Origin of the sequence: Bradyrhizobium sp. CSS354 (genome assembly GCF_029051725.1) — a bacterium.
In the GTDB taxonomy this organism is placed as follows: Bacteria; Pseudomonadota; Alphaproteobacteria; order Rhizobiales; family Xanthobacteraceae; genus Bradyrhizobium.
Genome location: NZ_JAACFU010000002.1, coordinates 236,003 through 248,310 on the forward strand (window position 1 = coordinate 236,003; position 12,308 = coordinate 248,310).

12 protein-coding genes are annotated in these 12,308 nt (G+C 64.5%); 8 read left to right on the forward strand and 4 right to left on the reverse strand.

All coding sequences use genetic code 11. The annotated features are described in order from the left end of the window. Positions 1 to 3: 3 nt before the first annotated feature. Positions 4 to 987, reverse strand: a complete 984-nt coding sequence (locus GWG67_RS04950; protein ID WP_275168021.1) for a VOC family protein — start codon at positions 985 to 987, stop codon at positions 4 to 6. A gap of 146 nt (positions 988 to 1,133) precedes the next feature. Between GWG67_RS04950 and GWG67_RS04955 the strand changes: the two genes are divergently transcribed. From GWG67_RS04955 to GWG67_RS04970, 4 genes are all read left to right on the forward strand, one after another. Then, on the forward strand, positions 1,134 to 1,922 hold the full coding sequence (locus GWG67_RS04955; RefSeq protein WP_275168022.1) for a DNA-binding transcriptional regulator: 789 nt from the start codon (positions 1,134 to 1,136) through the stop codon (positions 1,920 to 1,922). Positions 1,923 to 1,998: 76 nt separating this feature from the next. After that, positions 1,999 to 3,507 carry a bifunctional 3-(3-hydroxy-phenyl)propionate/3-hydroxycinnamic acid hydroxylase gene (locus GWG67_RS04960; RefSeq protein WP_275168023.1) on the forward strand — a complete coding sequence of 503 codons (1,509 nt, stop codon included), beginning with the start codon at positions 1,999 to 2,001 and terminating at the stop codon, positions 3,505 to 3,507. Positions 3,508 to 3,531: 24 nt separating this feature from the next. Then, on the forward strand, positions 3,532 to 4,383 hold the full coding sequence (locus GWG67_RS04965; RefSeq protein ID WP_275168024.1) for a fumarylacetoacetate hydrolase family protein: 852 nt from the start codon (positions 3,532 to 3,534) through the stop codon (positions 4,381 to 4,383). A gap of 44 nt (positions 4,384 to 4,427) precedes the next feature. Next, positions 4,428 to 5,639 carry an ABC transporter substrate-binding protein gene (locus GWG67_RS04970; protein ID WP_275168025.1) on the forward strand — a complete coding sequence of 404 codons (1,212 nt, stop codon included), beginning with the start codon at positions 4,428 to 4,430 and terminating at the stop codon, positions 5,637 to 5,639. Between the two features lie 4 nt (positions 5,640 to 5,643). Here the strand turns inward: GWG67_RS04970 and GWG67_RS04975 are convergent, their stop codons facing one another. Next, positions 5,644 to 6,486, reverse strand: coding sequence for a hypothetical protein (locus tag GWG67_RS04975; protein ID WP_275168026.1), 843 nt, complete (start codon positions 6,484 to 6,486; stop codon positions 5,644 to 5,646). A 211-nt stretch (positions 6,487 to 6,697) separates the two neighbouring features. Here GWG67_RS04975 and GWG67_RS04980 point away from each other — a divergent pair, with 211 nt between their 5' ends. The 3 genes from GWG67_RS04980 to GWG67_RS04990 are packed head-to-tail and all read left to right on the forward strand — an operon-like array spanning position 6,698 to position 9,830. Next, entirely contained in the window at positions 6,698 to 7,576 is an 879-nt protein-coding gene (locus tag GWG67_RS04980) for an IclR family transcriptional regulator (protein ID WP_275168027.1), read from the forward strand. A gap of 36 nt (positions 7,577 to 7,612) precedes the next feature. Then, positions 7,613 to 8,587 (forward strand): tripartite tricarboxylate transporter substrate binding protein, encoded by a 975-nt coding sequence (locus GWG67_RS04985; protein WP_275168028.1) that lies wholly within the window; start codon positions 7,613 to 7,615, stop codon positions 8,585 to 8,587. Positions 8,588 to 8,609: 22 nt separating this feature from the next. Continuing rightward, the gene (locus GWG67_RS04990; protein ID WP_275168029.1) at positions 8,610 to 9,830 is read left to right on the forward strand and encodes an ABC transporter substrate-binding protein; all 1,221 of its coding nucleotides are present in this window, start codon (positions 8,610 to 8,612) and stop codon (positions 9,828 to 9,830) included. 121 nt (positions 9,831 to 9,951) lie between these two features. On the opposite strand, the gene GWG67_RS04995 is transcribed toward GWG67_RS04990, so the two are convergent. Together GWG67_RS04995 and GWG67_RS05000 are read right to left on the reverse strand one after the other, a co-directional pair. Beyond that, positions 9,952 to 10,443, reverse strand: a complete 492-nt coding sequence (locus GWG67_RS04995; RefSeq protein WP_275168030.1) for an SRPBCC family protein — start codon at positions 10,441 to 10,443, stop codon at positions 9,952 to 9,954. A gap of 2 nt (positions 10,444 to 10,445) precedes the next feature. Next, entirely contained in the window at positions 10,446 to 10,838 is a 393-nt protein-coding gene (locus GWG67_RS05000; RefSeq protein ID WP_275168031.1) for a helix-turn-helix transcriptional regulator, read from the reverse strand. Positions 10,839 to 11,209: 371 nt separating this feature from the next. Between GWG67_RS05000 and GWG67_RS05005 the strand changes: the two genes are divergently transcribed. Then, on the forward strand, positions 11,210 to 12,271 hold the full coding sequence (locus GWG67_RS05005) for a serine hydrolase (RefSeq protein ID WP_275168403.1): 1,062 nt from the start codon (positions 11,210 to 11,212) through the stop codon (positions 12,269 to 12,271). Positions 12,272 to 12,308 lie beyond the last annotated feature (37 nt).

The following is a 12,308-nucleotide window of genomic DNA, read 5'->3' on the forward strand; positions in this document are numbered from 1 at the left end:
GGATTACTCCCGCGCGACCACCGAATCCAGCCACGCGCAATTCAGTGGCGGCACGCGGGGGTCGGCCACACGAACGCCGCGCGACGCTGCATCCAGTCTCATGTCGCGAAGGCGCTTCCGCTGCTCCTCGGGCATGTAGAGCCGCTCGTGGCCCCATAGCGACGGGCCGTCAAAGGTCTCGTGTGGCTTCCAGGTCTCGGGATCGATCACACGACCGCCCCAGCCATATTCGATGAAGAAGCCGGATGGCGTGTTCACGTAGAACGACGTCATGTGGTCGTTGGTATGCCGTCCTAGCGTGTAGGCGACGCGGCCGTCGTCCATCTGCGCGAGATCGTAGCCCTGCCCGACATCATCGAGGCTGCCAAGTTCGACCATGAAATGGTGCAGCGCTTTCCGCCCTGAGCCAACCATTGCAAAGGAGTGGTGACGGCCGTTGACGTGGAAGAAATAGAGCCCGTAGGGCTTGAGGCCGAAATCGGAAACTTGAAAGCCGAGCACGTCGCGATAGAACGGCACCAACGGTTCGACTTCCTCGACGTTGAGCACGACATGCCCCATGCCGAGCGCGCCGGTGCGGAAGCCCGAGATTGGCCGTCCGGGCTTGAACGGCTCGGTCGCCAGCTCCGGTTTGTAGAAGGCTTCGAGCCGGTTGCCGGCGGGATCGCTGAATACGATCAGCTCGGCCACATGCCGCTCGTCGGCCAGCGCGCGGGAGCCGCGGGTCACCTTTACGCCGTGGCTTTCCAGACGGCCGGCGAGACGGTCGAGGTCCGCGGTCGAGGGAACCTCCCATCCCATCACCGCGAGCCCGGCATCACTGCTGCCGTCGACCACCAGGCGCTGCTTGTGGTCGTCCATGCGGAAAGCGCGCATCTTGCCGCCGCGATCCACCTGCTGCATGCCGAGCAGCCCGGTCGCCATCCGGCCCCACTGGTCGAGCTGGGATGAATTGATCCCGATATAGCCGAGCGCGGTGATTTCCATCGAATTCCTCCCGAGGGCATCGCGTCCGCCGCACTGCGGTGAACTTGATACCGGCCGCGCGCGATCCTACGGTGGCATCCGCAATCGCTTCGCGTTCGCAAAGACGATAATCGCGAGGCCGCAGGCCACAAGGGAGGAAATGCGAAGTGTCCAAGGAGCGGACGAACGGTCAGCCGCGGCAGCCTGAAGGCGTCCGCGCCTTCAAGCGTGGGCTGGACGTGCTGCACGAAGTCAATCGCTCCGGCGGCATTCGCGCCGGTGACGTGGCCCGCGCGCTCGACCTGCCTCGCCCGACCGTCTACCGCCTGCTCGAGACCTTGGAAGAGCTCGGCTATGTCGCGCGCAGCGCCAGCGACGACCGCTTTCGTGTGACCCGGCGGGCGCTCAGTCTTGGCGATGGCTACGATCCCGGCGTCGTGATCTGCCAGGCGGCAGCACCTTTCCTCGCCGAGCTGAGCAAGGGCCTGGTCTGGCCGGTCGATCTCTCGACCTACGAAAACGCCGCGATGGTGGTGCAGGAGACCACGCATTCGCGCAGCCCGCTCTCGATCGACCGCGGCATGATCGGCAAGCGCCTGCCGATGCTGCGCACCTCCGCGGGGCGGGCCTATCTCGCCGCTAGCCCCGCGCGCGAACGCGACCTGATTGTCAATCATCTGCGCCGGATCGACGAGGCCGACGACCGCCCCTTCCTCGACGAAGGCCGCCTCGGCCGAATGATCGCCGAGACGCAGGCGCGCGGATACGCGATCCGCAGCGAGGGCGAATACAATCCCAAGACTGCCTCGATCGCCGTACCCATCGTGCGGAACGGCGCGGTATTTGGCTGCATCTCCATCATCTGGATCCGCTCGGCCCTCGGAATCGAAGAGGCGGTGGTGCAGTTTGCGGCGCAGCTCCAGGAGACGGCGTCGGCCATTCCCGTCGAGATCTAGGCGAGCCGTCCGCTGGGCGGACACTTGGCGCGGCGGCGTTGATACGACTGCATCCCTTGGGGAAGAGATAGTCCCCATGCAAGATAAATCCGCCCCTGAAGAGTTTGACGTCGTGATCGTCGGCCGCGGCCCGGTCGGAGCCACGCTGGCCAACCTGCTTGGCCTGTGCGGCGTGCGGACGCTGGTGCTGGAGCGCGAGGCGCGGACCTATCATCTGCCGCGGGCGGTCCATTTCGACGACGAATGCATGCGGGTGTTCCAAACCCTCGGCCTCGCCGACGCGATCCTGCCGCATGTCATCCTCAGCCCCGGCATGCTCTTTCTCGACGCCGACGGCCGGATGCTGCTGGATTGGTCGCGGCCGCAGACATTGACGCCGATGGGATGGAATCTCAGCTATCGCTTCCATCAGCCTGACCTGGAGGACGCGCTGATCGCTGGCCTCGCGCGCTGGCCACACATCGCCTTGCGCAACCGCTGCGACGTGTTCGCGCTGGATCAGGACGAGATCGGCGTACGCGTCCGTTACGAGGACCTTTCCAACGGGAGGCTGAGCGAAGTCCGTGCCGGCTACGTCATCGGTTGCGACGGTGCTCGCTCTCTGGTGCGCCGCTTCATCGGCTCCGGCATGGACGATCTCGGCTTCCACGAGCGCTGGCTGGTGATCGACGTGCTGCTCAAGCGCAACCGCGACGATCTCGGCGACTACAGTATCCAGCATTGCGATCCACGCCGTCCGGCGACCTATGTCCGCGGCACCGGCACGCGGCGACGCTGGGAGATCACAGTTCTGCCCGACGAAGACTCCCAGGTGGTCGCGCAGCCAGCGAAGGTCTGGGAGCTGCTGTCGCGCTGGATCACGCCCGAGGATGCCGAACTCGAGCGCGCCGCGGTCTACACCTTTCATTCCATCATCGCGCAGCAATGGCGGAGCGGTCGTCTGCTGCTCGCCGGCGACTCCGCACACCAGACCCCGCCCTTCCTCGGCCAGGGCATGTGCGCCGGCATCCGAGATGCCGCCAACCTTGCCTGGAAGCTCGCTGCAGTCCTGCGCGGACTGGCGGATCCAAGCCTGCTCGACACCTATCAGAGCGAGCGCCAGCCGCACGTGCGCGAGTTCATTGAGCTCGCGATCCGCCTCGGCGGCGTCATCAACACCAAGGCGATCGAAGCGGGCCTTGCGGCCGGCGAGGCGCGCGCGAATGCGCCGGTCAGGCTCGAGGTCAAAAAGCCCCTGCTCGGCCCCGGCCTCGCGCTTGGCGATCTCCCGCTCGCCGGACATCTTGCGCCGCAATTCGAATTGAAGGACGGCCGCCGCGGCGACGACCGGGTTGGCTACAGCCACGTGCTCCTCGTCGAGAGCGCCGCGACGATCTCATCGCGTCTTGCTCTTTCGCAATCTGGAACCGAAATCCTGACCAGCGACGATGCCGAAGGCGTCGGGTCATGGCTGCGCGAGCACGGCATCATCGCCGCGCTCGTTCGCCCCGATCGCTACGTCCGCGGCAGCGCCGGCAACGACACCGACCTCGACCGGCTGATTGCCGCCGTCACACCTCCAACCCACGTGCCGTCCGCGGCCTGAACCGACTTCTCCCAAGGATATCTCATGAAGCTGCTCTCTTTCATCACCGACGGCCATGCCTCTTTCGGGGCTGTCACGGACAATGGGGTCGTCGATCTCGGCACACGCATCGCGGGCTGCACCACGTTGCGGCAGTTGCTCGAAGCTGGGCGCGTTGCCGAGGCGGCAAAGCACGCGGCATCCGCTGCGCCAGATCATGCACTCGACGAGATCACCTTTGCCCCGGTCATCCCCGATCCCGGCAAGATCATCTGCGTCGGCCTCAACTATCGCGACCACGTCGCCGAAACGGGGCGCACCGTCACCGAGAAGCCTGCGCTGTTCGTGCGCTTCCCCTGCAGCCAGGTCGGCCATCTCCAGCCGATTGTGAAGCCAAAGGTGAGTGACGATTTCGATTATGAAGGCGAGCTTGCGCTCGTCATCGGCAAGGCAGGCCGCCACATCTCCGCGAGCCGCGCACGCGACCACATCGCCGGCTATTCTTGCTACAACGAAGGCAGCATTCGCGACTGGCAGCGCCACACCAGCCAATTCCTCTCCGGCAAGACCTTTGCCGAGAGCGGCAGCTTTGGCCCGTGGCTGGTGACGGCGGACGAGATCCCCGATCCGTCAAAGCTCAACTTGCAGACACGGCTGAACGGGACCGTCGTGCAAGACACCACCACCGATCTCCTGATCACCGCAATCCCCGAACTGATCGCCTACATCTCGACGATCTGCCCGCTCGTCCCCGGTGACGTCATCGTGACAGGCACGCCCGGCGGCGTCGGCGCCAAGCGCAAGCCGCCCCTGTGGATGCGCCCCGGCGACACTGTCGAGGTCGAAATCTCCGGCATCGGCATCCTGCGCAATAAGGTCGTCGCCGAGCCGGCCTGACTGCCGACGCCAATCAATCAAACATAACAACATCAGGAAACGCCATGGCCATCCTCCGCACGACATCCGCCGCCACTCTGTTGATCACGCTGGCGCTCGCAGGTACTCCCGCGCGTGCCGAGATCAAGGGCGAGGCCGTCCGCATCGGCGTCCTCACAGATATGAACGGCATCTTTGCGACCGCGATGGGCCCGGGCTCGGTCGAGGCGGCGCGCATGGCGGCGGAAGAGTTCGGCGGTAAGATCAACGGCAAGCCGATCGAGATCCTGCAGGCCGACCACCAGAACAAGCCGGACCTTGCGGCCTCGCTCGCCCGCAAATGGTTCAGCGACGGCGTGCAGGCGATCGCGGACGGCGGCAGTTCCGGTGCCGCGCTCGCGGTGCAGGAATTGGTGCGCGGCAACGGAAAGATCTTCCTCATCTCGGGCGCAGGCGCCAACCAGCTCACCGATGAAGCCTGTGCCGCGGGCAGCGTGCAGTGGACCCAGGATGCCTATTCGACCGCGACCGCGGTGGTCTCCGGCATCATGCAGACCAGCAAGGAGCCGTGGTTCTTCATCACCGGCGACTACGCTTTCGGCCATTCGATCGAGACAACCGCGCGCGCCCGCATCACCGAGCTCGGCGGCAAGGTCGCCGGCAGCGTCAAGGCGCAGCTCGGCACGCCCGACTACAGCTCGTTCCTGCTTCAGGCGCAGTCCTCGGGTGCAAAAATCCTGGCAATCAACGTTGCCGGCGACAACGCCACCGCAATCAAGCAGGCGGAAGAATTCGGCCTTGCCGACCAGGGCATCAAGATCGTGCCGATGTCATTCCAGAATGTCGATATCGAGGCCGTCGGGTTGAAGGCGACGCGCGGCGATCTCATCGTCACCTCGTTCTTCGAGGACGTCTCGCCGACGGCCCGGAAATTCTCCGATGCGTTCTTCGCCCGCCGCAAAGCGATGCCGTCGCAAATCCAGGCGGGCGTCTATTCCGCCGTGCGCCACTATCTCCAGGCGATGAAGGATACCGACTCAGACGACAGCACGGCTGTAATGGCCAAGATGAAGGCGACGCCCGTCTCCGACGCTTACACGCCCAACGGCCGCATCCGCGAGGACCAGCGCATGGTGCATGATCTGTATCTGGTGCAGGTCAAGACGCCTGAGGAATCCAAAGGGCCCTGGGATTTCGTCAAGCTGGTCGCGACCATCCCGCCCGACCAGGCCTTCCGCCCGCTTGAACGCAGCAAGTGCGGCCTGGTCGGCAAATAATCTGTCAAGCCAGATAGCGCGTGAGATAGCCTTCCATCGCGTAGAGCGCACAGAGCGCCAGGCTCGACCACACGGCGGCGGTGAAATACAGGAACATCCAGGTCAGCTCGCCCTTCCAGTGCGCGATGTCGTGGGTCACGACCCACCGGGTCGAGACGTCATGCAGGCCTTCGAGGAAGCCGAGCAATCTGTTGCCCTCTTCATGCCCTGCCCGCCAGCGGCTGAGATACATCGGCACGTCGACGGTGACGAGGAAGGCCAGGAAGCAGGCGATGCCGACGATGCCGGCAATCAGCGCCCAACGCACCGGTCCCTGGAATTCCGGCATCAGCCGGCACAGCGCGATGCCCGCGAGGAAGAATGTCACCGCCCACAGCGAGTTCTCGATCGCGTTGAAGAGGAAGTTGGTCGTCACCACCGCATACCAGGAGAAGCACTCCGCGACGATGATGATGGGCACGATCACCCACGCGACGTTCACGACCGTCTCGGCGCCCGTCATGGTCCCGAGCTGATGCAGGATGACCGCCCATTGCGCGGCGAAGCACAGTTCGGCCACGGTCGCGACCGTGCGACCGACGAAGACGCTGGAGAGCCAGGTGTCGAACAGACAGATGCGCTGCACGTCGGCGCGCGGCAGGAACGAACGGAAGGCGCAGCCGAAGACGTAGCCGGCGCAGAGCAGGAACATCAGTCCGATGTCGGAGCCGCCACTGATGCTGCCGGCGGGCGTCGGGTAGAACTCGCGGTACAGCATGAACCAGACGAGAATGTTGGCAGCACTGACCAGCGTCAGGGACCCCCACCACCACGCGAGGGGATTTGTCCGCGCCTGCCACTGCAACATGAATCGCTCCGATGTAATCGATATGACATTCAGTCGTAATAATCCTGTCACAACAAGCCACGCAATCGCGACGAAAATCTGTGTGCGGCGGGGCTCTTCGCGCACATTCTTGCCCTGCCGGCACAGCCGCCGTATGTCCGGATAATGGACATAAAACTACATTTTATGAATCTATTGGACATCTGGCGGGACCGGGTTCATTAAAGCCTGCATGGCCAGAACCGCCTCCAAACCGATCCGCGCCTCCTCGTCCGCTGCCGCCGTGCTGGCGGACAGCATCGATGACGCCGCGTTCGCGACGACGCTGGCGAAAGGTCTCGTAGTGCTCGAAGCGTTCAAGGCGGGGGCGACCCAGCTCGGCAACATGGAGCTGTCGACGCTGACCGGGATTCCGCGCCCGACGGTGGCGCGGCTGACGCACACGCTCGCGGAGCTCGGCTACCTCCGCTACGACGCCGAACGCGCCAAATATCGCGTCGGTGCGCGCGCACTCCGCATGGCGCATCCGCTGCTCGCCGACATGCAGTTCCGCCAGGTCGCGCGTCCCATGATGCAGGAGCTGGCGCTAAGCGTACGGGGCACGGTCTCGATCGGCCTGCTCGATGCGACCTCCATGATCTATGTCGAGACCGCGCGCTCCGGCGACGTCGGCCCGCACGTCCCCGACATCGGCATGCCCATTTCCGTGGTGATGACCGCTATGGGCCGTGCCGCGGCGGCGACCTTGCCGCAGGCCGATGCCGCGCTGCTCGAACAGCGCATTGCAAGCGAGGACACCGAGCTGTGGTCGTCCTTCCGTGAGACCTACCGCGCCGGCCTGACACAATGCGCCAGCCGCGGCTTCTGCACTTGCTTCGGCGAGTACATCGCCTCGATCCATGCCGTCGCCGCGCCGCTGTTTCATGCGCGTGAGGCGAAGCAGGCCTTTTCGATCAATTGCGGCATTCCCGCGTTCCGGCTCCAGCCCGGCCAGCTGGAGGGCGAGATCGGCCCGCGCATTGCCGCCCTTGCCGACAGCATCCGCACCATGGTTGGCGCGGCGCCGACGACCGAAACACAAAAGCAAAACAAGAAGAGCGCCAGACGATGAACGAGACAATCGGCGCTCCGCCACCGGGAGGCCACCATGACCGTCACACGGCGAACATTCTTGGGCACCCTCGCCCTTTCGCTATCGGGACTTCCATTCTCCGCACACGCTGAGGACGCCTGGCCGTCGCGTATGGTGCGGCTGATCTCGCCTTATGGGCCCGGCGGCTCCAATGACATCTCGCTGCGGCTGCTGGCCGAAGAGTTCGGCCGCAACCTGCACCAGCAGTTCATCGTCGAGAACAAGCCGGGCGCCGGCACCCGCATCGCCAACGACACGGTCGCGCATGCGCCGGGCGACGGCTATACCCTCCTCTATGTCGCGGCGCCCTACGCCACGGCCGAAGCGCTGTTCGGCAAGCTGACTTATGAGCGCAAGGATCTGCAGCCGGTCGCGATGACGGTGATCGCGCCGCTGTTCCTGATCATCAGCGCGGACGCGCCGTTCAAGACGCTCCCCGAATTGATCGCCTACGGCAAATCGAAGCCGGATGGCCTGACCTTCGCCTCGCCCGGCGCCGGCTCGCAGCCGCATCTTGCCGGCGAACTCCTGTTCAGGGATGCCGGCGTCAAGGGGCTCAACATTCCCTTCCGTGGCGATGCGGCGTCCTACACGGAGCTGCTCGCCGGCCGCGTCGATGCCACGCTGACGGCGCTGCCGACCGCACTGCCCTACATCCAGAGCGGCAAGTTCATCGTGCTCGGCGTCGCTTCCGCCGAACGCAGCGCGCTCTATCCGCAGGCGCCGACCCTGCGCGAGCAGGGTTTTCCCAACGTGGCCGCCGCCGGCTGGTACGGCTTCATGGCACCTTCGACGACGCCGCGCGCCATCGTCGACAAGCTGCAGGCCGAAGTGTTGCGCGCGCTGGCCCAGCCGGCGATCAAGGACAAGCTGACCGCCCAGGGCCTCGAAGTGCGCGCCGGTACCGCGGCCGAGTTCGGCCAGTTCATCGACAACGAAACAAAAAAGTGGACCGGGCTGATCCGCGAGGCCGGCCTCAAGGGCGAGTGACAGTCACGGACAGGGAATGGAAATGAAAAAAATACTTCTCATACGTGTCGCGGCAGCCGCGACCGTTCTCGCACTGTCGATCCCGGCGGCACAGGCGCAGAAGAAATACGATCCCGGCGCTTCCGACACGGAGATCAAGGTCGGCCAGACCGTCCCGCTCAGCGGGCCGGCCTCGGCCTATGCCGTGATCGGCAAGACCCAGGCCGCCTACATGAAGATGATCAACGACCAGGGCGGCGTCAACGGCCGCAAGGTCAACCTGATCCAGTATGACGACGCCTATTCGCCTCCGAAGACGGTTGAGCAGACCCGCAAGCTGGTCGAAAGCGACGAAGTGCTGCTGACCTTCCAGATCATCGGCACGGCGCCGAATGTCGCCGTGCAAAAATATCTCAACGCCAAGAAGGTCCCGCAGCTCTTCGCGGCAACGGGCGCGGCGCGTTTCACCGATCCGAAGAACTTCCCCTGGACCATGGGCTTCAACCCGTCCTACCTCGTCGAGGGCCGGATCTACGCGCAATATCTTCTGAAGAACTATCCGAACGCCAGGATCGGCGTGCTCTACCAGAACGACGATCTCGGCAAGGATTATCTCGCGGGCTTCAAAGCAGGTCTCGGCGACAAGGCGAAGATGATCGTCGCCGAGACGTCCTACGAGATCACCGAGCCGACCATCGACTCGCAGATCCTGCGGTTGAAGGATGCAGGTGCCGACGTGCTGTTCAGCGCCACGACACCGAAACAGGCCGCGCAGGCGATCAAGAAGGTCGCCGAGATCGGCTGGAAGCCGCTGCACATCATCGACATCAACGCCTCCTCGGTCAGCGCGGTGCTGAAACCCGCCGGACTCGACAATGCCAAGGGCGTCGTCAGCGTCGGTTATGTCAAGGATTCAGCCGATCCCGAATGGAAGGACGATCCCGGCATGAAGCGATATCTCGCCTTCATGGCCAAGTACTACCCGGAGGGCGATAAGGATTCGAACCTGAACGTCTATGGCTATATCACCGCGCAGTTGCTGGTGCAGGTGCTGAAACAATGCGGCGACGATCTCACGCGCGAGAACGTGATGCGCCAGGCCGCAAGCCTAAACAACATCACACTCGACCTGACGCTGCCGGGCATCTCGGTGACGACGACGCCTACCGACTACCGCGTCAACAAGCAGTTCCAGATGGTGCAGTTCGACGGCCAGCGCTGGCAGAAACTCGGCGACATCGTCACGGACGAGGCGAAGGAATGAAGCGCCCCTCATCCTGAGGGGCGCGCGCCTTGAAGACTGAAGGCCTCACCGGTGGTCCTCGTGCCTCGAGGCGGCCGCTCCGCGGCCTCCTCGGTATGAAGGAGGAAGGTGGCTGTTCGCGCTACCTCTTCATCCCGCCCACATAAGCCGCCAGCTTGTCGAGCGTCTGGTAGCCGTACTCGACCGCACCGAAGTTGATCATGCCGTCGCGCTGCGCCGTGCTCGAGGCCAGCTGCCGCATCATCAGAACCGTCTTGCCGTTGCTCTGTTCGGCGAAGGTGACGGTGAAACGGAACATGCCGGGATCCTCGTCCTGGTCGACGCCGTGATCCATCTCCATCAAGGACGGCCGCTCGATGCGGCGAAAGCGCATGCGGTTCGGATAGACCGTGCCGTCCGGGCCGATCATGTTGAAGCGCCAGACGCCGCCAACCCGCACGTCGATCTCGAAGGTCTCGAGCTTGAAACCCTTCGGCCCGAACCATTGCGGCAGATGCTTCGGGTCGGACCACGCTTCGAACACCAGATCGCGCGGCGCGTCGATCACGCGCGACATCACGATCTCGCGGTCGAGCGACCATTGCGACAGGGCGGGATTGGCAGAATTCGTCATCGTCAGGAACCTTTCCGTTTGGTTGTCTTGTTAGCTGTCTTGGACGGGCGGTTGGCGGCCGCCCTTTCCTTCTTCATCTGCATGACGTAGGCCTCGAACCGATCGAGCCGCGCCTCCCAGATCGCGCGCTGCTGCTGGAACCAGTCCTCCGCGCCGACAAGCGCGTCGGGACTGAGGCGGCAGGTGCGCACGCGGCCGGACTTCTCCGACAGGACGAGGCCGCTCGTCTCCAGCACGTGGATGTGTTTCATGAAGCTCGGCAGCGCCATCTCGAAGGGATCGGCAAGCTCGCCGACCGACGCCTCGCCGGCGCAGAGCCGCATCACGATCGCCCGCCGGGTGGGATCGGCAAGGGCCGCGAAAACCTGATCGAGCCGGGATAATTGGTTAGCCATGGGGCTAACTATAGGATTGCCGCTAACCGCCGTCAACAATTGTTAGCCGACTAGCTAAGTTAAATTTCGCCGGCTGATAGCCTGGATGAAGCGAAGCGTAATCCGGGGCGCTCACTCGGCTGCGGCACTTTCCCGGATTGCGCTTCGCTCCATCGGGCTACGGACCACTCGCGCGGAACCCACCACGCGCAATCGTGAATAGGGAGACACGGTCCGTCCCGCTACAAGAGACGTGGGGGCGCATCGCATTCTGCATCAGAGCCGTGCCGCCTGTTGTCACCTCATCATATCTTACCCGACGGGCGCTCGCCCGGGCTGCGCTCGTTCCGCTCGCGCTTGCCTGGCCGCGCGAGGCCGCCGCGGATTCCGACATGATCGCGCAGATGCGCGACATCGTCGCGAACGAGCTGGCGCCGACCGTGACGCCGGACCAGCCGGGCGGCCTTGCCGTCGCGCTTTATGCCGGCGGCCATGTCGAGTTCTTCAACTACGGCTTTGCCGACGACGCCACGCATAGGCCGGTCACGCCCGACACCCTGTTCAATCTCGGCTCCCTGCGCAAGCCGTTCGAGGCGACGCTGGTCGCGCTCGGCACCCTCCGCGGCGAGCTGCAGCTCGACGATCGTCTGGCGAAATATCTCCCCGAGCTCACCGGCGACTATGTCCGCCGCATCACCGTCGGCGAGCTCGTCACGCACACCTCAGGCATGCTGCTGCCGACCGACCATCCGCCGTGGCCGAGCGACACTTTCTCCCGCGCGCAGCTCATCGAGATGTTCAACAGCTGGAGACCGCAAGCCGGCGAAGCGCCCGGCAAGCAGCGCGTCTACAGCCACGCCGGCTACGTGCTGCTTCAACTCGTGCTCGAGCGCTGCTACGGCGCTCCGATCGCACGCCTGTTCGAACAACGCATCTTCAAGCCGATCGGCATGAGTGCGACCTCCGTACCCGAACGTGGCGAGGACGGCCGTGCCGTCATGGAGGAGGCCTGGATGCAGCGCGCGGTCCAGGGCTATTCGGATCAGGGCATGGCGATCGGCCCCATCGGCAACCAGCAGAGCTATTTTGATTTTCCCGGCACGGGCCAGATGTTTTCCTCGCCGCGGGATCTCGCGAGATTCGTTGCTGCCTGCATCGACGGGCGGACGATCGAGCCTCACTTGCGCGAGGCATTGCGGATGACACAGCACGAGATCTTCCGCGTCGACGACAAGTTCGGACAAGCAATGGCCTGGGAGACGGTGCGTCTTCCAGGCGTCACCGTTGTCGATAAGCCCGGCGGCCTCAACAATGCCTCCGGCTACATCGGCCTCGTGCCGGCGCAGCGGATCGGCATCGTGCTGCTCGCCAATCGGGGCGAATATCCCCACGAGATCGCACGCTACAGGATCCTGCCCGAACTGGCGCATCTGGTGGCGTCCCACGCAGGCTGAGGTCCAAACAGAAAGCCCCGGCCAGGCCGGGGCTTTC